At 34.6% G+C, this 22408-nt stretch carries 21 protein-coding genes; 14 read left to right on the top strand and 7 right to left on the bottom strand.

Features of this window, described 5'->3' with window-relative positions:
* Both AC1DVP_RS18055 and AC1DVP_RS18050 read right to left on the bottom strand, forming a co-directional pair.
* A partial coding sequence (locus AC1DVP_RS18055) for a transposase (RefSeq protein WP_477184876.1) occupies nucleotides 1-149 on the bottom strand: 149 nt, incomplete at its 3' end.
* A 140-nt stretch (nucleotides 150-289) separates the two neighbouring features.
* On the bottom strand, nucleotides 290-613 hold the full coding sequence (locus AC1DVP_RS18050; protein ID WP_477184874.1) for a single-stranded DNA-binding protein: 324 nt from the start codon (nucleotides 611-613) through the stop codon (nucleotides 290-292).
* A 256-nt stretch (nucleotides 614-869) separates the two neighbouring features.
* Here AC1DVP_RS18050 and AC1DVP_RS18045 point away from each other — a divergent pair, with 256 nt between their 5' ends.
* From AC1DVP_RS18045 to AC1DVP_RS18030, 4 genes are all read left to right on the top strand, one after another.
* Nucleotides 870-1955 (top strand): DNA-binding protein, encoded by a 1086-nt coding sequence (locus tag AC1DVP_RS18045; RefSeq protein WP_477184873.1) that lies wholly within the window; start codon nucleotides 870-872, stop codon nucleotides 1953-1955.
* A 2-nt stretch (nucleotides 1956-1957) separates the two neighbouring features.
* Nucleotides 1958-2446 (top strand): type II toxin-antitoxin system death-on-curing family toxin, encoded by a 489-nt coding sequence (locus AC1DVP_RS18040; protein ID WP_477184872.1) that lies wholly within the window; start codon nucleotides 1958-1960, stop codon nucleotides 2444-2446.
* 206 nt (nucleotides 2447-2652) lie between these two features.
* Nucleotides 2653-3000 (top strand): hypothetical protein, encoded by a 348-nt coding sequence (locus AC1DVP_RS18035; protein ID WP_477184871.1) that lies wholly within the window; start codon nucleotides 2653-2655, stop codon nucleotides 2998-3000.
* Nucleotides 3001-3009: 9 nt separating this feature from the next.
* Nucleotides 3010-5406, top strand: coding sequence for a M20/M25/M40 family metallo-hydrolase (locus AC1DVP_RS18030; RefSeq protein ID WP_477184870.1), 2397 nt, complete (start codon nucleotides 3010-3012; stop codon nucleotides 5404-5406).
* Nucleotides 5407-5512: 106 nt separating this feature from the next.
* On the opposite strand, the gene AC1DVP_RS18025 is transcribed toward AC1DVP_RS18030, so the two are convergent.
* Nucleotides 5513-7429 (bottom strand): M1 family metallopeptidase, encoded by a 1917-nt coding sequence (locus AC1DVP_RS18025; RefSeq protein WP_477184869.1) that lies wholly within the window; start codon nucleotides 7427-7429, stop codon nucleotides 5513-5515.
* A 166-nt stretch (nucleotides 7430-7595) separates the two neighbouring features.
* Here AC1DVP_RS18025 and AC1DVP_RS18020 point away from each other — a divergent pair, with 166 nt between their 5' ends.
* Both AC1DVP_RS18020 and AC1DVP_RS18015 read left to right on the top strand, forming a co-directional pair.
* Entirely contained in the window at nucleotides 7596-8075 is a 480-nt protein-coding gene (locus AC1DVP_RS18020) for a hypothetical protein (protein ID WP_477184868.1), read from the top strand.
* Nucleotides 8076-8211: 136 nt separating this feature from the next.
* Entirely contained in the window at nucleotides 8212-8631 is a 420-nt protein-coding gene (locus AC1DVP_RS18015) for a lipocalin family protein (RefSeq protein ID WP_477184867.1), read from the top strand.
* Between the two features lie 124 nt (nucleotides 8632-8755).
* Here the strand turns inward: AC1DVP_RS18015 and AC1DVP_RS18010 are convergent, their stop codons facing one another.
* Entirely contained in the window at nucleotides 8756-9640 is an 885-nt protein-coding gene (locus AC1DVP_RS18010) for a 3-keto-disaccharide hydrolase (protein ID WP_477184866.1), read from the bottom strand.
* A gap of 207 nt (nucleotides 9641-9847) precedes the next feature.
* Between AC1DVP_RS18010 and AC1DVP_RS18005 the strand changes: the two genes are divergently transcribed.
* Complete coding sequence (locus AC1DVP_RS18005) at nucleotides 9848-10387, top strand: DMP19 family protein (RefSeq protein WP_477184865.1); 540 nt, start codon at nucleotides 9848-9850, stop codon at nucleotides 10385-10387.
* 83 nt (nucleotides 10388-10470) lie between these two features.
* Here the strand turns inward: AC1DVP_RS18005 and AC1DVP_RS18000 are convergent, their stop codons facing one another.
* The gene (locus AC1DVP_RS18000; RefSeq protein WP_477184864.1) at nucleotides 10471-10866 is read right to left on the bottom strand and encodes a rhodanese-like domain-containing protein; all 396 of its coding nucleotides are present in this window, start codon (nucleotides 10864-10866) and stop codon (nucleotides 10471-10473) included.
* Between the two features lie 145 nt (nucleotides 10867-11011).
* On the opposite strand from AC1DVP_RS18000, the gene AC1DVP_RS17995 reads away from it, so the two are divergent.
* Genes AC1DVP_RS17995 through AC1DVP_RS17985 form a run of 3 tightly spaced genes read left to right on the top strand, consistent with a single transcriptional unit; the run spans nucleotide 11012 to nucleotide 13191 of the window.
* A complete protein-coding gene (locus AC1DVP_RS17995; protein ID WP_477184863.1) occupies nucleotides 11012-11911 on the top strand; it encodes a LysR family transcriptional regulator in 900 nt (299 codons plus the stop codon).
* On the top strand, nucleotides 11899-12348 hold the full coding sequence (locus AC1DVP_RS17990; RefSeq protein WP_477184862.1) for an N-acetyltransferase family protein: 450 nt from the start codon (nucleotides 11899-11901) through the stop codon (nucleotides 12346-12348). The genes AC1DVP_RS17995 and AC1DVP_RS17990 overlap by 13 nt, the downstream gene beginning before the upstream one ends.
* A gap of 18 nt (nucleotides 12349-12366) precedes the next feature.
* Nucleotides 12367-13191 carry an SDR family oxidoreductase gene (locus AC1DVP_RS17985; protein WP_477184861.1) on the top strand — a complete coding sequence of 275 codons (825 nt, stop codon included), beginning with the start codon at nucleotides 12367-12369 and terminating at the stop codon, nucleotides 13189-13191.
* Between the two features lie 35 nt (nucleotides 13192-13226).
* On the opposite strand, the gene AC1DVP_RS17980 is transcribed toward AC1DVP_RS17985, so the two are convergent.
* The gene (locus tag AC1DVP_RS17980; RefSeq protein ID WP_477184860.1) at nucleotides 13227-15605 is read right to left on the bottom strand and encodes a CHASE domain-containing protein; all 2379 of its coding nucleotides are present in this window, start codon (nucleotides 15603-15605) and stop codon (nucleotides 13227-13229) included.
* A gap of 386 nt (nucleotides 15606-15991) precedes the next feature.
* Here AC1DVP_RS17980 and AC1DVP_RS17975 point away from each other — a divergent pair, with 386 nt between their 5' ends.
* Nucleotides 15992-17014: a DMT family transporter gene (locus AC1DVP_RS17975; protein ID WP_477184859.1), complete on the top strand. Its 1023-nt coding sequence runs from the start codon at nucleotides 15992-15994 to the stop codon at nucleotides 17012-17014.
* 107 nt (nucleotides 17015-17121) lie between these two features.
* On the opposite strand, the gene AC1DVP_RS17970 is transcribed toward AC1DVP_RS17975, so the two are convergent.
* Entirely contained in the window at nucleotides 17122-19185 is a 2064-nt protein-coding gene (locus AC1DVP_RS17970; RefSeq protein WP_477184858.1) for a M13 family metallopeptidase, read from the bottom strand.
* A gap of 131 nt (nucleotides 19186-19316) precedes the next feature.
* Between AC1DVP_RS17970 and AC1DVP_RS17965 the strand changes: the two genes are divergently transcribed.
* From AC1DVP_RS17965 to feoB, 3 genes are all read left to right on the top strand, one after another.
* Complete coding sequence (locus AC1DVP_RS17965) at nucleotides 19317-19994, top strand: SCO family protein (RefSeq protein WP_477184857.1); 678 nt, start codon at nucleotides 19317-19319, stop codon at nucleotides 19992-19994.
* 71 nt (nucleotides 19995-20065) lie between these two features.
* The gene (locus tag AC1DVP_RS17960; RefSeq protein WP_477184856.1) at nucleotides 20066-20308 is read left to right on the top strand and encodes a FeoA family protein; all 243 of its coding nucleotides are present in this window, start codon (nucleotides 20066-20068) and stop codon (nucleotides 20306-20308) included.
* Nucleotides 20305-22404: a ferrous iron transport protein B gene (gene feoB, locus AC1DVP_RS17955; RefSeq protein ID WP_477184855.1), complete on the top strand. Its 2100-nt coding sequence runs from the start codon at nucleotides 20305-20307 to the stop codon at nucleotides 22402-22404. The genes AC1DVP_RS17960 and feoB overlap by 4 nt, the downstream gene beginning before the upstream one ends.
* The last annotated feature ends 4 nt before the right edge of the window (nucleotides 22405-22408 follow it).

Here is a 22408-nt window from a genome sequence, read left to right as displayed (position 1 = left end):
CCTTCAGCTTCACAGATCTGTATCAAAATCTCACGGCAACGCTTTTGAACATCACCTTTCAATACTTTAAACCTATACTTAGTAACCCAAACAACATGACATGTTAATCTGCTAACTGTGTGCGAACCTTTTCTTAAATCTGTACTCATAATCTAAAGATAAAGATTTTTTCGCATTACTAAAGTACTGCAATAAATTGCAGGGTTTTAGACCCTAATCTGAGACCAATAAATAAAAAAGTGTCCGCAATGCGGACACTTTTTTTATGGGAAAAATTCAAAATTAAACCTTACTTCCCCAGCAACATAATCTCACTTACAACCACTTCGGTGATATAGCGTTTTTCTCCGTTCTTGTCATCGTAACTTCTATGGGTTAGTTTGCCGTCTATAGCGATTTGTTTGCCTTTGGTAACAAATTTCTCGATGATTTCGGCGGTTTTTCCCCAAGCAACTACAGTGTGCCATTCGGTGTGATCTACTCGTTCTCCTTTTTCGTTTTTGTAACTGTCTTTAGTGGCGATGCTCAAATTGGCTAATTTTTTTCCTCCTTCAAAAGATTTAATTACTGGATCATTCCCTGCGTTTCCGATTAATTGTACTCTGTTTTTCATGGCGTGTAAAATTTAAATATTGGTGTATATGATTTTTTATTGAAATTGACATTTGCAATTGCATTGTTTCATTTCGACAGGGCAAAAATGCGACGGCTTTCAAAAATTATTCGGTTACTAACTGCTTACTTTCGGTTGTAGTTGTTTGTAACCGTTTGTAAATGGGATTTTTTGAGTATATTTGAGAGATTTGAACAAATACATCGCAAAGAAGAGATTTCCGAAATATATTATATTTGACAATAAACAAAAAAAGATGAGCAAAGATTTAACTAATTCTAGTCTTGACAGAAAAAACATATTGAACAACAATATAGCTATACAAGAAGTATATGAAGAACTTGGTTTTTATGGAATTAAAGTTGATGGAAAATATCGTTTTACCAAACAACAAGTTGCTCAATATTTTGATGTAGACATTAGAACTATTGACCGCATATTAGAAAACAACAAAGCCGAGTTAGAATTAAGCGGTTATGAGTTATATACAGGATCAAAACTTAAAACTTATAAAGAGCAAGTTGTTGCTTTTGTAAGAGCAGCAAAAGAAAAAAACGATGTTCACGACATCAATGTCGTGAACATGCTACAATTAAATGAAAGTGAACTAGATAGTCTATCAAAAACACCACAACTATCCATTTTTACATATAAAGCATTTTTAAATGTTGGCATGCTTCTTACTGGCTCTGAAAAAGCACAAAAACTAAGAACATCCATATTAGACATTGTAATTGATGTATTGAATAAAAAGCTTGGTGGAAAAACAAAATATATAAACCAACGAGAAGAAGAATTTTTACCAAGTGCCATTAGAGAATATAATTATCGCAAAGAGTTTACAAACTCATTAGATTTCTACATCGCTGAAAATAAATTTAAATATAGTCAACTAACCGATAAAATTTACAAAAGTATTTTCCAAGAGAACGCTAAAGAATATAGAAAAATTTTAAATCTAAATTCAAAAGAAAGTGTGCGAAGTACAATGTATTCAGAAGTCTTGGATTTAGTTTCTGCATATGAAAATGGATTTGCTAATTATTTAAAAGTTAAATCTGAAAGCCTAAATAAAAAACTTTCACTTTCAGAAGCACATTTATTATTTTCTGAATTTGAACAAGTAATGGAAGCATTTGTAAATCCTTTACAAGAAAAAGCTGTAAGCTTAATGGCAAGTCGTGATTTAGTATTTAGAGATGCACTACATGAAAAACTAAAAAATTATATAAATGAAGTAAGTTCTGAAGATTTCGATAAATTTTTAGGCAAAAAAAGCATGGAATTAGAAAAAAGATTAGAAGAGAATAAAGAAGTATTTAAACGATTAAAAGACCGTTAATTATGAAATTAATATACTTTAATTCAGAATATGCTATAAAAATACATGACAAAATAATTGATATTTCAGGTGGTCGAGAAGGAATCAAAGATTTTGGCAATATAGACAGTCCCCTTCATCATATTCAAAATGATGATTATTATCCAACATTTGAAGAAAAGCTAACTCATTTAGTATTTTCATTTAATAAGTTTCATGCTTTTAATGATGGGAATAAACGTACATCAATTGCAATGGGAGCATTTTTTTTAGAAATAAATGGCTTAGATGTATTTGTAAATAAGTTCATTATTGAAATGGAAAATATTGCTGTAACTGTAGCAGATAATCTTATTAAAAAAGATTTACTCCAAGAAATTGTAACGTCACTAATTAACGAAATAGATTATAGTGACGAACTAAAACTAAAAATCATAAATGCTCTTAACCAAGTAAGAGAAGATGTAGAACAAATAAATTTAGGCATAGATTTTTATAAAGATATTTATTAAATAATAATAGTTGCTTATTGCTACTTGATTGTATCTACAAAATCACAGAACTATGAATTCGATTTGAAAATGGTTTTAAAGATATACCAGTAAATGATTGTGACGCTAAGAAAGTGGAATCTTTGATTTATGAATGGAACAATTTGTTATAAATTTTAATGTTTCGTTCCAAAAAAGAATAATGTTAAACATAAAACGATGATAGTATGAAAACCTGCCTCGAATGTGGAGATCCCATTGTGGGACGCGAAGACAAGAAATTCTGCAGTGATGGCTGCCGGAATGCCTACAACAACAAAATAAATAAGGACAGCACTAATTATATGCGCAATATCAACAACAAATTGCGTAAAAATTACCGAATTTTGTCAGAGCTAAATGTGGAAGGAAAATCGAAAACAACCCGAGCCAAACTGATGAGCAAAGGTTTTGACTTTGAGTTTTTTACCAACGTTTTGAATACCAAATCGGGAAATACCTACTATTTCCTGTATGACCAAGGATATATGGTTTTGGAGAATGATTATTATATGTTAGTTAAAAAAGATATTTAATACCCTCAAATGATGAAAAAAAATTACTCCTCTCTTATAACTGTTGTTCTCATAGCAGGGATTTTGACCTTTTTATTTGCTTTCCTGATGCCTTCCTGGTCGCCAGATGAGGACAAAAAAGTTACGGAGTTTTCGACTAGCAGGGCCTTGGAACATATTACGGCGATGACCAAAGAACCGCATTATGTAGGCGCCAAAAACCACGAGGCCGTTGCCAGTTATATCATCAAGGAACTGCAAAAACTGGGATTGGAAACAACGGTTCAGGAAGGTTTTACGTTGAGTGATTGGGGGAATCTTGTAAAATCCAAAAATATCATGTGCCGAATTGAAGGCAGTACAAACGGCAAAGCTTTGCTCCTGCTCTCTCATTATGACAGTGCACCGCATTCGTTTTCGCGCGGGGCGAGTGACGATGCCTCGGGTGTGGCTACCATTCTGGAAGGAGTTCGCGCTTTTTTGAATGCCAAAACTAAAAACAAAAATGATATTATCATTCTATTTACCGACGCAGAGGAATTGGAATTGAACGGCGCGGCACTTTTTGTAACCCAACATCAATGGGCCAAGGAAGTTGGACTGGTCTTGAATTTTGAAGCCAGAGGTTCTTCGGGACCGAGCTATATGCTGATGGAAACCAACAAAGGAAATGCCGGTTTGGTAAAGGAATTTGCTAAAGCTGGAGTAACCTATCCAGTTTCGAATTCACTAATGTACAGCATTTACAAAATGCTTCCAAATGATACCGACTTAACAGTTTTTAGAGAACAAGGCGATATTCAGGGATTTAATTTTGCTTTTATCGATGGTCATTTTAATTACCATACACAACAGGATGATATAGCTCATTTAGACAAAAGTACGTTGAAACATCAAGGTTCTTATCTGATGCCTTTACTGAATTATTTTTCGAATGCTGATTTAAATGCTACGGCTACGGCTTCGACTGCAGACGATGTTTATTTCACGATTCCTTTTACGTTCATCAATTATCCTTTTGACTGGGTAATGCCTATGACACTTATTGCTGCAGGACTTCTTATCATATTGGTGTTTTTGGGTAAAGTCAAAAGAATGCTGAAACTAAACGATATTATGAAAGGCTTTTTCCCTTTTTTGGGAGCTTTAATTTTCACTGGATTGATTAGTTACTACGGCTGGAAAGGGTTACTGCTGCTGAATCCGCAGTATAATGATTTGCTCAACGGATTTACATACAACGGACATGATTATATTGCGGCCTTTATATTGCTGAGCGTTTCTATTTGTTTTTTCTTTTATCAGATAGCCTCGAAGCCAAAAGTAACGATGAACCATTATGTGATTCCGCTAATCTTTTGGATTGTGCTGAATGGTTTTCTTGCCAACAGTCTCCCAGGTGCAGGATTCCTGATTATTCCAGTGTATTTTGGACTGATATCTTTTGCCGTTTTTGTATTTAGCCAAAGATCCAATTGGATTGTAAACCTCATTTGCGGCATTCCAGCCTTGTTGATTATTGCTCCGTTTATTCAAATGTTCCCTGTAGGTTTAGGATTGAAAGTACTGTTTGGAAGCGCAGTTTTGACGGTTTTGGCATTTGTATTGCTGTTGCCGGTTTTTGGAGCTTTCACCAAAAAAGGAAGCTGGTCATTATTGTTCTTCTTAACATCTGTTCTATTTTTAGCGAAAGCGCAATATCATTCGGGTTACGAATCGGGCGAAGCCAAATCCAACAGTTTGGTCTATCTCTATAATGCTGATACTAACAAAGCATATTGGTTAACTTACGATACCAATCTGGATTCTTGGACAAAAGGCTATCTGGGAGAAAAACCAAAAGGCGCAAAAATATTCAATGATTTGAAGCTCACTAGCAAATACAATTCGGAGTTCACTTATGCTTCCGAAGCGCCAAACAAAGAGATACCAAAACCAACCATTACTTTTCTAAAAGACAGCGTAGTCGGTTTCAAAAGATATTTGAAAATACAGATTACTCCAAACCGAAAGGTCAACCGCTATGATGTTTTTGCAAATGAAATTATGAGATTTTACAATTTCAAAGCCAATGGCGTAACCACTTTGGGACAACAAGGAACCGAATTGGAAAGAAACGGCAAAAAACTATTGAGTTATTATGTTGTCAATAACGAACCGCTTGTATTGCAATTCACCATCAACAGAGCCACTGTTCTAGATATGCATGTCATGGAAAGCTCTTTTGACTTGATGACTAATCAGTTGTTTAGCATGACTCCAAGAGAAGACTGGATGATGCCAACGCCTTTTGTATTGAATGATGCAATAATCATTACCCAAAAATTAAAACAAACTCCGAAATTCGTTGTGTCTGTTGTAAATCCTGCGACAGTAAAACCGGAATTGGCAGATAGTTTAAAGATGGTGAAGGATAGTTTACGGTAAAAGTTCTCTCGCAGAGATACACAAAAAAACACAGAGATTACAAAGAATAATTTATAACCCTTTGCGAATCTCTGTGTTTTTTTCTTTATAAAGCTTTACGAAACAGTTATCGCTTTATAAATTTTAATTGCTGTGAGCCAACATCTGTTTTTACTTTCATCAAATAAACACCCGAAGCCCATGAACTCACATCCCAGCTGGTAACAGTATTTGTTGTTTTTATTTTTTGGCCGGCCATATTGTAAAATTGTATTTTTTCGACAGTTATGCCGCTAGGAATGTCAAGTGAAAGAATATTATTGATTGGATTTAGGTATAATTGTGATGCAGTCAATTCAAATTTTCTGGAAGATAAAGTTATAGTATTGCCTTTGGAAATAATATTTTTTTCAGGATCAAATGTGATGCTTGTAATCGTAAAAGGGACGTTTTCTGTAAAAACTTCTCCATTAAACGTATTATTCAAAACCAAATCCAATTGCTGCCCTCCTGTCCCAAAAATCCTAATAGGGACGGGCATCTCAAAAAAGGAAACTGAAGCATCCGATTGCGTTTGGCTGATTGTGAATTTAGCTTGATCACCACCTAAATTTTGAACAGAAATATTGTAAGTTGGATAGCCCTGTCTGTAAATCCAATCATTAAAAAATTCGGCCAGACTATTACCGTAAACTGCTTCCAAATGCGATTGCAAGTCAGCAGTTTTTGCATACTTATAGGCAAGATTCAAGTCTTTTAAATAATTTTTTATTCCTTGAAAAAACAAAGCATCTCCCATTTTAAAACGGAGCATATTGATTACCATTGCTCCTTTGTCATAAGTTAATCGGGAGCTGAAAATTCTGTCAACATCCGAAAGTTCAGCATCTGTCAAATAGACGGCTCCATTGGTTTTGGAAACAATGTTACTTATCATTTTATTCTTTTCTGAAATAAAAGCATTTTTACCGTCAAAGTTTTCGATTACCAGTGAAGCAGCATAAGTAGCAAAACCTTCGTTGAGCCAAATATCATTCCAAGTGCCGCAAGTGATTTTGTCGCCAAACCATTGGTGAGCCATTTCATGTGCTATTAAGTCTCTTTCAAAACTATTCATAAAAGAAACAGTAGTGTGTTCCATTCCGCCATTCCATTCAAACTGAGCATGTCCGTATTTCTCAGCATGAAAAGGGTATATTTCAAAAAGGCTTTCGTATAAATTTAAAATCAATGGAGTTTGATCTAATTGTGTTTTTACCGACGCCAAAGTTTCGGGATAGATATAGTTGATTATTGGATATTTGTTGGGTGCAGTTCCTCCTTGTTGATTATATACACTATAATTAGTCACAGCTATGGCAACCAGATAAGCAGGAATTGGGTAGCTATGATGAAAATGAGTAGTTTTACTGACTCCATTAATTACTGGGACTTCCGGTTCAATACCATTGGAAACACTTACATATTGTAAAGGCGCCGTAATGTAAACATCGATTGCGTCAATTTTATCATTTAAATCCTGTTTACATGGCCACCAATCGCGGGCACCGTAAGGTTCCGATAAAGTATATAAAATAGGAGAAGCGTTATGAACAGTCGTGATAAAAGCTTCCTGGCCAATGGGAGGAGTGCCCGAATACCGAATTTCAACTGTTGTTGAAGCCCCCGAATTTAAAATGGCTGGCAAAGTAATGACTAATTCATTATTGGCATTTTGTACAAAGCCTATTGATACTCCATTTTGAACAACGGTAATTACTGTCAGCTTATTAGTTAAATCAAAAGTCACGGTAGAAAGATCAGACAGCGCAGTAATAGTGCTGGTCACGATTCCTGAAATAAAATATTTGGTTGGATCTACAGTAAATTCCAATTTTTGATAGGTCACATCATAGTTTAGCGTATTTGGATTAACGCTCAGGTTCATTTTCTTTGCCGTCATCTTTTGCTCAAGTTGAGCAATATTTAATGTTTGGCTTGTGCTTTTTTGGGCATAAGCCGAAATCATCAAAATCTGTACTATCAGCAAAAGGCTTTTTTTCATTTCAAATTCTATTAGTTATCAAATATAATCAATGATTTTGTTTTAAACGCTTTCTAAGCAAATCAACACAGAATCCGCTTTTTAAAGAAACTTAGCCAATACCAGAACCATGCGGATTTTATATTCGAAAAGACTATATTTGAAATACTTTAAAATCAACAGTACAATGGAAACAATATTCAAAGAAAAACAAAAATTCACCCAATGGTGGTTATGGTTATTTTTAATTGGGCTTGGGATTTTCCAAGTTTATGGTCTTTTCAGCCAATTAATTAAAGGGGTGCCTTTTGGAAATAAACCTATGTCTGATATTGGATTAATTTTCTTTACACTAATTCCGTTCGGACTGATAGTTTTTTTCTTGTACATGAAACTAGAAACAGAAATTGACAAAAAAGAAATACGTATTACGTTTACTCCATTGGCAAAAAAAACATTTCAATGGGAAGATATAAAATCAGCAGCAGTTATAAAATATAAGTTTGTGGGCTATGGAGTTCGTCTATTTACCTCTTATGGGACTGTTTATAATACCAAAGGAAATACTGGACTAGCGATTGAATTAAAAAACGGCGAAAAAATCTTAATTGGCACGCAAAAAGCTAGCGAATTAACCAAGAACATTGAAAAACATTTAGGCCAGTAAGTCATAATTTAAATCCCATATCATTGTGTTTTGCAATTTCATGATAACAATAATGCAACTATTTTCAATAATTATGTAACGGTCACCATGCAGTCTAAAGCTAATTTAGCCATTATTAATTTTAAAAAAAAGAGACATGAAAACTAAAAGCATATTAATTGCATTCTTGTTAAGCATCGGATTATTTGCAACGTCTTGTAATTCTAATGATGAAAACGAAGGAGATACATTGGCTCCTATAGAAGGGAAATGGAGTATTGTAAAAGTGGGTACCAGCATTAATGGTGTTGAAACATTGTCTGATCCGCCTCAAAACACACCTGGCTGTGATCATGACTTTATTAACCTAAAAATTGATAATACATTAATTTCAGGAGATTATAGTTCTACTGTTAGTCCTTGTGCATTAACAACTCAGTCAGGAACTTATTCCAGAGGAGACAGTAAAGTGACACTGGTTATAAATGGCGCAAGTACAACTTATGACATTGTTAATCTAACAGTTAATGAATTAAAACTAAAGAATGGCAACGCTGTCTCGGTTTACATCAGATAACATTTATTCTGATGTTAGATTCTGTATCTTTTAGTATATGAAACGGAAATGACTTAAAAATCATTTCCGTTTTTTTAAGAATGGATAATCAAGATAATAATGACCGGATACCAATAGCGTTTGCCTAAAATAATTTTTCAAATTCAGCAGGCATTTTATTTATAGGTTTTATTTTAATGCCTTTGTAGAAAATCTCTCCAGCCTCACTCTGCAATTGAATTTTTCCTTCGACTAAGGGCTGAAATTCTTTGCCGTCAAAATAACGGGAATTTTGCAAAACCATTACCACTTTGCCATTAATTATATGGAGGCTTTTGCCTTCGAAACAAACTAATTCTATTTCTGTCCAACCATTATTAGGTGTTTCAGCTCTCATTTTTCGCATGCAAAAACCTGTGTTTATTGTGTGAGCACCGAATGGTATAAAATTCTGGCTTTCGTCTGCCACAGCATTCATTGTGCCTTCTGGAAGATACGCTCTAATGTCGATAGCAGCATTGGCAATGTTCCAATAATCTCCAAAATGCCCTTCCATAACTTGAAATTCTTGCGACAGCATCCATGCACGCCAATAGTCTGCGCCCGCTTCCCCTTGTGAGTGATAGAGTACGCCAGCATCCATGAGTTTGTCTGTTCTAGGCTCCCATTTTTTGGTGCCAAACTTTACTTTTAGCTTTAAGCGATAATTTTTAAATTTTTCTTTAGTAAAAACACAACCATAATATTCCCCCGAAACTTTGAGTACAGGCTGCTTGTTTTCCTGAATTACCGAAAACATATTATTTACGTTTTTGTTATAGCCAATTGGCAGGATTTCCTTGCCGCTAGCATCCGTTGGAATCTTGCCAGAATACCCGTTCTGGTGTTTATAACTCAGGTACATTTCCCATTTGCTTAGATTGCTGTCCAATAAATTTATCCAGCCCTCATCTTTGGGATTGCTTTTTTTTGTTAAAGAAGTTAAGCTAAAAAGAAGCCCAAGCATTATTAATAATGAAAGATTTTTCATAGGCTACATTGGTTATTTAAATAGCAATTATTATAACAAAACTAGTGAATTTATTAAAGTATGCGGTTTGAAGATTAATTTAAAAAGTAAGATTTTACTTTTTTTTGTTTAATAAATAGTTTTTATTTGATAAAAAACAAAATCAGTTGTGTTTTAGCACTATTATTTGGTGCAATTTTGCAGCTTATTATATAAATACAAATCCACATGGAATTCGGCAGAATCATTATTTCAGAAACCGCGTCAAAAAGCGAAAATCCTCAAGACATTATCAACTCTAATATTTCAGTAATCAATCTAATGCGCGAAGAAAAAGTAGATGATGACTTGATTCATGAAGATGCCTTGATGAGTTATTATTTAGATTATTACGTTTCCCAATGCACTGAAGGTAATTTTGCTCAATTTGTTTATAATTCCCGTTGGAATACCGAATTGAATGAACTTATCGAAGAAGGTCTGCAATTGCTTGGTGCCGAAAAACATTTGGAATTGTTTCAGCAGCAATGCAAAAAAACAAAACTAATGAGCAGTGTCAAACGGGAAAAATTCTTCAAAAGCAAACTTGAAGGCGTAAACCCAATTAGAGATCTGCTGAACAATGATACTTTTTTCGAGATAGAAGAAAATTTAGTCGAACTAAATGCCAATTTCTTAAAATCCCATCCTGATACAGAAATCCTTACTGTAGATGAAATGTTTGCTGTTCTGGAAGAATTCGTAGAGCATGAGATTAAAAGAGAATAACTGTTTTCAAAAGTAGATTTAATTTTACATAAATACTCAGAGGAAAAGCATTGCAAAATAACTTTTGCAATGCTTTTTATGTTTTAACAAGCGCATTCAAATTTTAATCCTTCTTTATTTCCTTGAGTTCCCTCCGTAGCGTAACCATCAAATTTCCACCACTCGATTCCTCCTATTAATTCTTTTACTTTAAAACCCAATTTGGTCATATTCAAAGCTCCTTTAGTTGAAGCATTACAACCTATTCCATCACAATACGTTACATACAAAACTTCTTTATCCAAATGGCTGGTAGTTTCCGGACTCATTTCGCGATGCGGAATATTAATTGCATTGGGAATATGTTCAGTTTCAAATCCAAAAGCTTTTCGGGCATCGAGAGCGATTACCTTTTCTCCATTGTTTAATGCGTCAAATAAATCAGAAGGATCCATTTCGAATGCTAATTTGTTTTCATAATATTTTATTTGTTCTTCCATGCCTAATTTTTTTAGATTTAATGCTAATCCAAAATTAAGACAACTGCATTTCTAATAAAAACGAAAAGAATTCATGTATCTGATGAATTCTTTTCATCTAAATCCAAGCATAAATTTTGTTCCTTTGTGAAAACAATTCTCAAAAATGGAAATCAGACATTTAAGATTGATTAAAGCGATTGTCGAAGAAGGGAGCATCACAAAGGCGATAGACAAACTTCATCTGACACAATCGGCACTAAGCCATCAGCTCAAAGAAGCCGAATATCAATTGGGTACCAAAATATTTTTGAGAACAAATAAAAAATTGATTCTGACCAAAGCCGGCGAGAAATTATATGAAATTGCCAATGAAATTCTCGATAAACTTTCGGAGACAGAACTTCAGATCAAGCAAATGGTATTTGGAGAATTTGGCGAAATAAGAATCAGTACCGAATGCTTTTCCAGTTACCATTGGCTGCCTTCAGTAATCAAGCAATTTCATGATTTGTATCCAAATATTGAATTAAAAATCGTTACCGAAGCTACTCATTATCCGCTGCAAAAACTTCTGGATAATGTAATCGATATTGGGATTGTAAGTGACCAAATCAAAGATGACAGAATAAAATACCTGGAACTTTTTCAGGACGAAGTGGTGATGGCCGTTTCTGAAGAGCATCCTTGGGCGAATAAAAAACATGTGGTTGCCGAAGATTTTACCCATGAACATCTGATTATTCATTCCTTGCCTTTGGAAACCGTAACTATTCATCAATTCGTTTTGGCACCAGCCAAAATAAGTCCGAAAAAAATAACGCCATTGCCCCTTACCGAAGCTTCTATCGAAATGGTCAAAGCAAATATGGGTGTCATGTCTATGGCCAAATGGGCGTTGCAGCCTTATCTAAAAAACAGCCCAATAAAAGCTGTAAAAATTGGCAAAAACGGACTAAAAAGAAAACATTTCATAGCCATTAGAGCCGAAAAAGAATATCCGGATTATTTCAATCATTTCATTGGCTTTTTACAAACCGAAATTAATCTTCAATGGAATATTTAATTCGCAATTGCCTGCCAACAGATGTAAGTACAGTTTTAGATTTATGCCAAAAACATGCTGATTACGAAGAAGCCTCTTTTGACCCGATTGGGAAAGAAGAAAGACTTAAAAACGCTTTATTTAGTAATCAGCCCAAATTATTTTGTTTGGTTGTCGAAGCCAATAAAACTGTTGTAGGCTATACTACTTACACTATTGATTTTTCAACTTGGAATGCAGCTTCATTTATGTACATGGACTGTTTATATCTTGAAGAAGAAGCACGAGGTTTTGGAATTGGCGAAGCCTTAATCGAAAAATTAAAACAAATTGCAATAGCAAAAAATTGCATCAACATACAATGGCAAACTCCTAAATTCAACGAGAGAACCATAAAATTTTACCGTCGAATAGGCGGAACAGGAAAAGACAAAGTGCGCTTTTTTCTGGATTTGTAAAACATCATCAAGAATAAAATGAAACAAATAAGCATATTAGGCTGCGGTTGGCTAGGCTTTCCATTGGCGAAAGCCTTACTGGTAAATGGATTTTCCGTAAAAGGCTCAACAACCTCCGAAGAAAAAATTTTAGGATTAAAGGCTGAAGGTATTGACCCTTTTTTGGTTGCGCTTGACAGCAAAAGAATAACGGGTGCTATCAATGACTTTCTCGATGGAAGTGAAACTTTGATAATCAATATTCCGCCTCAATTGAGAGGAAAAAATAATGATTCTTCGAATGTGGAAGAAAAGATATTTGTAGAAAAAATAAAAACTTTGATTTCGGATATAGAAAAATCGGCGATACAAAATGTTCTCTTTGTGAGTTCGACATCAGTTTATGGCAAAGTCGACGGAACGATAACCGAAGATACGCTTCCAGAGCCAGATACAGAAAGCGGTAAACAATTGCTGGAAGCAGAATCACTTTTACAGAACAACTCCAATTTCGAAACCACAATTCTGCGTTTTGGCGGACTCATTGGCGAAGACCGCAATCCGGTTAAATTCTTGGCTGGAAAAAAAAACCTTGAAAACCCAAATGCCTGTATCAATTTTATTCACCAAGAGGATTGTGTTGGCATTATCCTAAAAATAATTGAACTAAAATCTTGGGACAAAATTTACAATGGCGTAAGCCCATTTCATCCCACAAGAGAAACCTACTATACACAAAAAGCAACTGAATTAAAATTACCTTTGCCAGAATTTGACCACTCAAAAACTTCTATAGAAAAACTCATTTTGAGCGACAAAACAACCACCGCCTTGGACTATTCCTTTATTAAAACCAATTTATAAATTGAAAACAAAATCACAACTGGGTTCTCAAATAACTAGCTCATTTTTTGACATTTACCAAAATAGTGCTTTATTAATCTTGACAATTCATCTTTTTTAATTGGTTTCGAAATATATCCATTGCATCCGGCTTCTATTGTTTTTTCTTTATCGCCTTCAAGCGCAAAAGCTGTTTGTGCCAAAATAATTACATTTTCATTGAATTTTCTTATTTTCTTTGTCGCTTCATATCCATTCATTTGAGGCATTTGCATATCAATCAAAACTAAATCAATATCTGGATTTTTTCGGCAAATTTGTACGGCTTCAATTCCAGTTTTAGCAATTAGTATTTCTTTGCTGAATGAATTTAAAACCTTTAGTATTAATATTCTTGATATTTTATCGTCCTCAGCAATCAGTATTTTTAGTTTTTCTATCTGACAATCATCTTGATTTGCTAACCCATTAATCCCCGTACAGCTGTTTTCTTCCAATTTCATCATGCAGGGAATTGTAAAATAAAATATTGAACCTTTTTCGGGTTCACTTTCTACCCAAATTTTGCCACCAAGCAGTTCTACATAGGCTTTTGCTATAGACAAACCCAAACCAGCACCTTGCCGTGCCATTTTATCATTGAAATCTGCTTGAATAAAACGTTCAAATATAGCTTGGTGTCTGTCTTTTGAAATTCCTATTCCAGTATCTTTCACAAAGAATTCAATATAATTATCCTTTCTTTCGTACCCAAATTCTATAATTCCTTTGAAAGTGTACTTGATGGCATTTTTAACAAGATTGATAAGAATGGCATAAAGTTTTTCCCGATCTGTCCGAATTATAGTTTCATCTTCAGCCAAAGGCCTTTTTAGAAGAAGGAGCACTCCCTTATCTTGGGTTTCAGGCTTAAAAAAAGTTTGTATGTATTCCAGTTGCTCATCAATGTTTGTTCCAGAAAAAACAACATTCATCTGCCCAGCCTCAATTTTTGAAATATCAACAATATCATTAATAATATTGAGCAAACGAGTACCGCTTTTTTCAATAATTTCAATATAATCTTTCTGCTCCTCACTGCTAAGATTGGCTTCTTTCAATAATTCGGCAAAACCCATTATCCCATTCATTGGGGTTCTAATTTCGTGGCTCATATTAGCAAGAAAAGCTGATTTTAATTGGTCGCTTTCTTCAGCTTTTACTTTGGCTTTCTGCAATTCTTTGTTTGTCTCTTTTAGTTTTTCTTTAGATGAAATTAATTTTTTATAGTTCTTTTTAAGTGAATTATTTATCCTTTCATATTCCTGATTTTTAATTGACAAGTCCAAACTTAATCGTCCTGCAATAATTTTTGCACGCTGTTTGGTAATCAGTAATGAATAGGATAATGCAAACAACAACAAACTTATTATCGTTCCTCCTATTGCAATAATTAGTGTTTTGGCCGAAAATAAAAATGGTCTTCTCAATGGCTGTGAAAACACCAAAGTCCATTTTTTATTATTGAACAAAATAGGAAGTATTCGTGTTCTAATCCTTGTATTACTGCTGTTTTTTATTCTATTTTTATGACTGTCAAACAATAGGCTGTTTTGCGAAACAATCTCATCGTCATAAACCTTCAAACGAATATTTTCATCGCTGTTTAAATTCCAGCTTCCTAAAATGCTTTTCATTAAATCGTCCATTCGAAAAGGACTAAAAACCCACCCCAAGATAGCCGAACGCCGTTCTGCAATTGTATTTAATGGCGCATCTTTGTATACAGGAACATAGATTAATGTTCCTGCCTGGACATCCTTTTGAGTTTCCTGACGCAGCACTACTTTACCTGAAAGAACCGGCATCTTATAATCTCGGGCTTGTTCCATAGCTTTGCGCCTAACTGGTTCTGTAAACATATCAAAACCAAGAGCGCGAGTATTCCGTTCATTAAACGGCTCCAGATAAATTATAGAGGTGTAGACAGCTCTGCTGTCATTAGGATAAACTGTGTATTCCGAAAACCCTTCTTTTCTAATATCTTGAATGTGCTTTTTTAATTGCTCCTTTTTAACTATAGCTGAAAATCCAAAACCCTGAACCCCTTTGAAATTTTCATTCATTGTGGAAAATTTATTGAATTGTTCCCACTCTTTTCGTGTCACTAATTGAGAAGCTTCAAAAAAGGAAGAAGCATTGATCAAGAACTGTATGTGTAGATTAATTCGGAGGAAAATTTTTGTTTTAGCCTCATTACAAGCTAAAACAAACTCTTTGTGAGACTGAAATTCTTCTTCCTGACTAACATAATTAGAAACACCAAAAGTTATTATCAACCCAACAAATAGGATTCCAAAAGACTTCCATAAAGGGTTGTGATTTTTTATAGAGCGGTTTTTATACGTCTTAAATTTGGCATCTTTATTATTTCTTTTGCAATTATAATAATTCATGGAATAAGGTTTGCTTTTTTGCTTTCAACTGGAATTCCAGCTTAAATTGAAAATTATCCAAATAAATCATGCCTAAAATTCAAATAGCCACACAAATTAATAAAAATAATAACACTAAAAAGATATGTTAAAAACTTATTAATTCCGAAAAATAAAACTGTATTTACTACAGCTCTCGCAGACTGAGAATCATTAACTCTTTCTAAAACAAATTAATTAGCAGATGAACCTTTGCTATCACATTAAATGAATCCATAATACCTCCCAGCCTCTAAAATAATTACAATAAATTCTGAACTTTAACCATCTGCTATCGAATAATTTTAATTGAAAATTATGTAAGAGTAATTAATATTGCACCCAAAAACATTAATTTAATAGTACCTTTGCCAGAGTTTGACCACTCCAAAACTGCTGCAGAAAAACTCATTTTGAGCGATAAAGCGGCGACCGTTTTGGGTTGTTCTTTTATTAAAACCGATTTAAAATTGACATCAAAAATAAAAACCGCGATTAAGGCGAAAGCCAATTTCATAGGATTGCCTATTTTGGCTCTGTGCTGGGTAGGTTTTTTTTGGGGCACTACTTGGTTAGCCTCCAAAGAAGGTGTCAAACACATGCCCGCACTGCAGCTTGCCGGAATCAGACAATTTATTGCGGGCTCACTTTATTTGTGCTTTTTCCTGTTTAAGAAAACTCCTTGGCCCAAAGGAAAACAATGGAAAAGCATTTTCATCCTTAGCCTGCTCAACTTTGTATTAAGTAATGGGCTCAGTACTTGGGGCGTTAAATACATCAGTAGCGGACTGGGCGCTATCATTGGTGCAATGGTTCCTTTGTGGATTGTGTTTATCAGCATTTTTAAAGGCGAAAGAATTACCCGATTAGCTGTTTTGGGAATTTTGGTTTGTTTTGGCGGCGTTTGTGTTATCTTTTACGAACACCTGCTCGATTTTTTACAGCCCGACTTTCAATTTGGCATAGCGCTTTCAATAACAGCCACAATTACTTGGGCTTTTGGCACTTTATATACCAAGAAAAAAGCTGCCAGTTTCAATCCATATTTTAGTTTGGGACTCCAGATGTTCATTTCCAGTATTTCTCTTTTTGCCTTCATTGGTGCAACAGGCACAGGCATTCCCCTTTCTGAAATTCCTGCCAATTCTTGGTGGTCAATTGCTTATTTGGTTATTTTTGGCTCGATTCTAACCTTTATTGCATTTATTTATGCGCTGCAAAAACTCCCAACCGAATTAAGCAGCGTATATGCCTATATCAATCCAATAGTTGCAGTTATTTTAGGCTCTTTAATTTTTGGAGAACCCTTAACCACAGCAATCATCTTTGGCGGAAGCGTTACTTTAATTGGATTATATCTTATCAATTATGCCATGCGGAAAAAACGTTAAATCCAGGTTCGCCATTAGAAATCCACAACATCTGAATTCTTTTTATAATGAAAAATCCCATCAAGTTTTAAAGCCTGATGGGATTTCTTTTAGTTAAAATTATTTTACTACCAAATCTTTACTCTTTTTTCAGGAGTGACAAACATTCCTTCACCCGGTTTAATATCGAATGCCTGATAAAAAGCATCAATATTTTGTAATGGTACATAACCTCTGTACATACCTGGAGAATGCGGATCTGTTTTTACACGGCTTTTGATTGCTTCATCTCGCATTTTGACACGCCAAACGGTGGCCCACGATATAAAGAAACGCTGTTCTGGCGTGAATCCATCGATTAATTCTGGCCTTCCATTTTCTTTCAAATACAATTGCAGACCGTCATAAGCAGCATTTACTCCCCCCAAATCACCAATGTTTTCACCAAGTGTAAATTTACCGTCAACATGTATTCCTGGAAGCGGTTCCAACGCACTATACTGATCGGCAAGAGCAGTCCCTAATGCAGTAAACTGTTTTAAATCTTCGGCAGTCCACCAGTCAACAAGATTTCCATCAGCATTATATCGGGCTCCTGCATCGTCAAATCCATGGGATATTTCGTGTCCGATTACGGCTCCAATTCCGCCATAATTTACTGCTTCATCAGCTTGGTAATTATAATATGGAGGCTGTAAAATCGCTGCAGGAAACACAATTTCGTTGTATGATGGGTTGTAATATGCATTTACGGTTTGCGGTGACATGTGCCATTCTGTTTTATCAACTGGTTTTGGCAGGTCATCAATATCTTTTTGATGCTTCCAAAGTGACACATTTTTTGAATTCTCAAAATAGCTCCCTCCTTCAGACGGATTTTTTATTACTAGTTTCGAATAATCTTTCCATTTGTCCGGATACCCAACTTTAATGGAGATTTTATTTAATTTTTCAATCGCTTTCACTTTTGTTTCAGGAGACATCCAAGTCAAATTGTTAATTCTTACTTCATAAGCTCTGATAATGTTTTTAATCATCTTCTCCGCTTTTACTTTCGCTTCAGCGGGAAATAATTTTTCTACATATAATTTTCCTAATGCTTCCCCAATTTTTCTATTTACAATTAGTAAAGCTCTTTCTTCAAGAGGTCTTTGTTTAACGGCACCTGCTAATGTTTTTTCGTAAAAATCAAAATCAGCAGCCTCTATATTCATTGATAATAAATTGGCCGAATTATTCAACAGAGTCCATTTCATATATTCTTTCCAGTCGGCCACTTTGTTTTCCGTAAAAATAGTTTGCAAAGCCTTCATATATCGAGGCTGATCTACATTGACGATATTTAATTTTGTAAATCCAACTCCCGAAAAATAGTTATCCCAATTGATTGCAGGAACGATTTTTTGCAAATCGGCAATGGTAGTCGGATTGTACTGCAATCTAGAATCTCTACGTTCAACTCTGTCCAATCTGGTTTTTGACATAGCAGTTTCCAAGGCTAAAATCTTTGCCGCACTTTCACTGGCTTGCTTTGGATTTTCACCAATAAACTGAAGCATTCTAGTAACATGAAGTACATATTTTTCTCTTTTTTCTTTAGAGTCTTTATCTTCGGAAATATAATAATCCCTATCTGGCAAACCCAATCTTCCTAAACCAAGACTAACAGTGTTTTTATTGCTGTCTTTCTCATCGGCACCAACTCCAACATCAAAAAATCCAATGCCGCCAATCGATTCCATTTCAATCAATATTTTTTGCAGATCATCAATATTTTTAACTTTATCAATTTTTGCCAAATAAGGTTTCAGCGGGTTAATTCCCTGCTTGTTTCTAGCAACCGTATCGAGAATTGATTTGTAAAGATTAATCGCTTTTCCCTGATCGGTATTGGACTTATACTTGGGGTTTTTCGAAGCTTCTTTCAAAATATCTAGAGCATCTTTGTCTGTTTTTTTAACTAATTCACTAGAAGACCCCCAAGTTGTTCTGTCCTTTGGAATTTCAGTTTTTTCTAACCAAGTACCATTTACAAATTGGAAAAAATTTTCTGAGGGCTTAATTTTTGAATCCATATAGGAAACATTAATTCCAGGTTCAGCCATTTTTGCAGCTGATTGCGCTTGACTTTCAGATGCCCAAATCAATGCGGGAATCAAAAATAAAAGCTTTTTCATTAATACGTTTTTCATCTATTAATTGTTTAGAAGTTGTTACAAACATATTAATAATTTCTCGTTTTGTTATATTTTTTTATAAATACTCAAAGTTAAAAAGCCTGAAAAAGAAACTCCTTTTTGTATTTTTGCATTAAATTACTTTTATGTTATCTATTTTAAAAAAATACAGAATCTATATTGGTGTCTTAACGGTTTTTTCCATCATAACGCTTTACTTATTTTATGGTGCTTTAAAACCTAGTAAAACATTGCCTATCTATAATCCTGCCGATGTAAACACTGAATTGGTAGACAGCACTGTTCAATATGTTAGTAAATACCACACGATTGCTGATTTTTCCTTTATCAATCAAAACGGAAAAACCGTTACCCAAAAAGATTATGAAGGCAAAGTATATGTAGCCGATTTTTTCTTTACGACCTGCGGTTCTATTTGTCCAAAAATGACAACTAATCTGGTCGATGTGCAAAAAGCAATCAAAAACAATCCTAAAGTTAAGCTGCTCTCCCTTTCCGTTTTCCCAGAAACCGATACTGTGCCGGCATTAAAAGCATACGCAAAAAAGTATGGCGTTATTGATTCTAAATGGAATTTGGTAACTGGAGACAAAAAAGAAATTTACACAATGGCCAGAAAATCGTACTTGGCCGTAAAAATGGGAAAGCCAGAAGAATTATATGATATGGTGCATACTGAAAATTTTGTCTTAGTAGATCAAAAAAGAAGAGTGCGAGGTTTTTATGACGGAACTAAGAAAGAAGAAATACAGCGGTTAATTGAAGATATTAATTGGCTTTGCGAGAATGAAAAAAATGAGTAAAACTGATAATAATCAGCTTTAATTATAATAAAAAATGTATTTTTGCAATCTTAATTCAATCTAAATAAGCTTTGCAAACAACGATACATTCTCTCAAAAAAGGGCAAAAAGCCACTATCCTAGATTTTGATATCGATTTAATCCCCCTAAAACTGCTTGAAATGGGCTGTTTACCAGGTAATGATGTCGAATTGCTTCAAGTGGCTCCGTTTGGAGATCCTTTGTATTTAGACATAAACGGCTCCCATCTTGCCATTCGCATCGAAACCGCCAAGCTTATTGAAGTAGAACTCATTAACAATATAATAAAATGAGTTTAAAAAATATCAACGTTGCTTTAATTGGAAATCCGAATGTTGGGAAGACTTCAGTTTTTAATCAGCTGACGGGTCTGAATCAGCAAGTAGGGAATTATCCGGGCATTACCGTAGAGAAAAAAATGGGTTTTTGCAAATTGCCCCACAATATCAAAGCCAATATTCTTGATTTACCCGGTACTTATAGCCTAAATGCCAGTTCAATTGACGAAAGTGTAGTTATAGAACTCTTGCTCAATAAAAATGACCGCCTCTATCCAGATGTTGCGCTAGTGGTTACCGATGTTGAGAATCTAAAACGAAATTTACTTCTTTATACACAAATAAAAGACCTAGAAATTCCAACAATTTTAGTCATTAATATGGCTGACAGAATGGAACACAAAGGCATTACCCTAGATATTCCATATCTCGAACAACACTTAAAAACCAAAATTGCGCTGATTAGTTCCAGAAAAGGACACGGTATAGAAGAATTGAAAAACTTAATTGTCAGTTACAAAACAATCTCGGCAGAACCCTGTTTGAATGCATCTGTAATTGATATTGAATATTTCAACAATCTTCGTCATGCATTTCCAAATCAGCTGTTATATAAATTGTGGCTGGTTATTACACAGGATGTCAACTTTTTGAATTTGGAACGTAATGAAATTCGAAGCACGTTTACCAAATCCCATTCTGATTTAAAACGTTTACAGCAAAAAGAAACCATCAAACGATATCAATTTATCAATGATGTCTTAAAAGAAGGATTGAAAATCGATTCCAGTGTTGCCAAAGATTTTCGCAGTAAACTGGACCGAGTACTTACACATAAAATTTGGGGCTATTTGATTTTCTTCATGATTTTATTTGTGATTTTTCAATCTATTTTCGAGTGGTCAAAAATTCCGATGGATTTTATCGATAGCACTTTTGCCACTTTAAGCACATTGGTGAGTGAGCATTTGCCTTCCGGTATGTTAACCAATTTGATTTCACAGGGAATAATACCAGGAATTGGTGGTATTTTAATATTTATTCCTCAAATTGCTTTTCTGTTTTTGTTCATTTCGATACTCGAGGAAAGCGGTTATATGAGCCGCGTTGTGTTCTTAATGGACAAAATTATGCGCCGATTTGGTCTATCCGGAAAAAGTGTGGTGCCTTTAATATCGGGAACAGCCTGTGCCATTCCTGCTATTATGGCAACCCGAAATATCGAAAACTGGAAAGAACGCTTAATCACCATACTCGTTACGCCTTTTACAACCTGCTCTGCGCGTCTGCCGGTTTATGCCATTATTATTGGCTTGGTTATTCCTGATACTTATGTTTTTGGAATTTTAAACCTTCAGGGACTAACCTTAATGCTTTTGTATGTTATTGGTTTTGGAATGGCAATATTAGCGGCCCATATTTTGAATGTCATTTTAAAAGTAAAAGGCAAAACCTTTTTTGTGGTAGAAATGCCCAATTATAAATTACCAATGTTCAAGAATGTTGCCATCAACGTAATTGAAAAAACAAAAGCATTCGTTTTTGGTGCCGGAAAAATCATTTTGGCAATATCGATCATCTTATGGTTTTTAGCTTCTTACGGACCAGGAAAAGACTTTAAAGATGCCGAAAAAATAGTCTTTGAAAACGCTAAAGAACATCCGTTGTCTTCAATAGAGTTTGATAATGCTGTGGCTTCCCAAAAACTAGAAAACTCCTATATTGGATTAATGGGAAAAAGCATCGAGCCGGTAATTTCTCCTTTGGGTTACGACTGGAAAATAGGCATTGCCATTATCAGTTCATTTGCCGCCAGAGAAGTATTTGTTGGGACACTGGCAACCATCTATAGTGTGGGCGGTACTGACAATGAAAATACCATAAAAAACAAAATGGCTGCAGAAATAAATCCTGTCTCTGGCAAAAAAATATTCAACTTTGCATCGGGAATTTCATTATTAATGTTTTATGCTTTTGCCATGCAATGCGCCAGTACTCTTGCCATAACAAAAAAAGAAACCAACTCTTGGAAATGGCCTGCTGGACAATTGGTTTTTATGAGCACATTAGCCTATTTAGTTGCATTGATTGCATTTCAAGTTTTAAAATAAAGAG

It is taken from the genome of Flavobacterium sp. P3_A6, from assembly GCF_056403035.1.
Note: the sequence above shows the minus strand (reverse complement) of the source record. Positions and strands in the feature narration are given on the sequence as shown.

What these genes read in the sequence shown, in the direction of transcription:
- AC1DVP_RS18050 (WP_477184874.1), bottom strand. Translation starts at nt 613, where the DNA reads ATGAAAAACAGAGTACAATTAATCGGAAACGCAGGGAATGATCCAGTA.
- AC1DVP_RS18045 (WP_477184873.1), top strand. Translation starts at nt 870, where the DNA reads ATGAGCAAAGATTTAACTAATTCTAGTCTTGACAGAAAAAACATATTG.
- AC1DVP_RS18040 (WP_477184872.1), top strand. Translation starts at nt 1,958, where the DNA reads ATGAAATTAATATACTTTAATTCAGAATATGCTATAAAAATACATGAC.
- AC1DVP_RS18035 (WP_477184871.1), top strand. Translation starts at nt 2,653, where the DNA reads ATGAAAACCTGCCTCGAATGTGGAGATCCCATTGTGGGACGCGAAGAC.
- AC1DVP_RS18030 (WP_477184870.1), top strand. Translation starts at nt 3,010, where the DNA reads ATGATGAAAAAAAATTACTCCTCTCTTATAACTGTTGTTCTCATAGCA.
- AC1DVP_RS18025 (WP_477184869.1), bottom strand. Translation starts at nt 7,429, where the DNA reads ATGAAAAAAAGCCTTTTGCTGATAGTACAGATTTTGATGATTTCGGCT.
- AC1DVP_RS18020 (WP_477184868.1), top strand. Translation starts at nt 7,596, where the DNA reads ATGGAAACAATATTCAAAGAAAAACAAAAATTCACCCAATGGTGGTTA.
- AC1DVP_RS18015 (WP_477184867.1), top strand. Translation starts at nt 8,212, where the DNA reads ATGAAAACTAAAAGCATATTAATTGCATTCTTGTTAAGCATCGGATTA.
- AC1DVP_RS18010 (WP_477184866.1), bottom strand. Translation starts at nt 9,640, where the DNA reads ATGAAAAATCTTTCATTATTAATAATGCTTGGGCTTCTTTTTAGCTTA.
- AC1DVP_RS18005 (WP_477184865.1), top strand. Translation starts at nt 9,848, where the DNA reads ATGGAATTCGGCAGAATCATTATTTCAGAAACCGCGTCAAAAAGCGAA.
- AC1DVP_RS18000 (WP_477184864.1), bottom strand. Translation starts at nt 10,866, where the DNA reads ATGGAAGAACAAATAAAATATTATGAAAACAAATTAGCATTCGAAATG.
- AC1DVP_RS17995 (WP_477184863.1), top strand. Translation starts at nt 11,012, where the DNA reads ATGGAAATCAGACATTTAAGATTGATTAAAGCGATTGTCGAAGAAGGG.
- AC1DVP_RS17990 (WP_477184862.1), top strand. Translation starts at nt 11,899, where the DNA reads ATGGAATATTTAATTCGCAATTGCCTGCCAACAGATGTAAGTACAGTT.
- AC1DVP_RS17985 (WP_477184861.1), top strand. Translation starts at nt 12,367, where the DNA reads ATGAAACAAATAAGCATATTAGGCTGCGGTTGGCTAGGCTTTCCATTG.
- AC1DVP_RS17980 (WP_477184860.1), bottom strand. Translation starts at nt 15,605, where the DNA reads ATGAATTATTATAATTGCAAAAGAAATAATAAAGATGCCAAATTTAAG.
- AC1DVP_RS17970 (WP_477184858.1), bottom strand. Translation starts at nt 19,185, where the DNA reads ATGAAAAACGTATTAATGAAAAAGCTTTTATTTTTGATTCCCGCATTG.
- AC1DVP_RS17965 (WP_477184857.1), top strand. Translation starts at nt 19,317, where the DNA reads ATGTTATCTATTTTAAAAAAATACAGAATCTATATTGGTGTCTTAACG.
- feoB (WP_477184855.1), top strand. Translation starts at nt 20,305, where the DNA reads ATGAGTTTAAAAAATATCAACGTTGCTTTAATTGGAAATCCGAATGTT.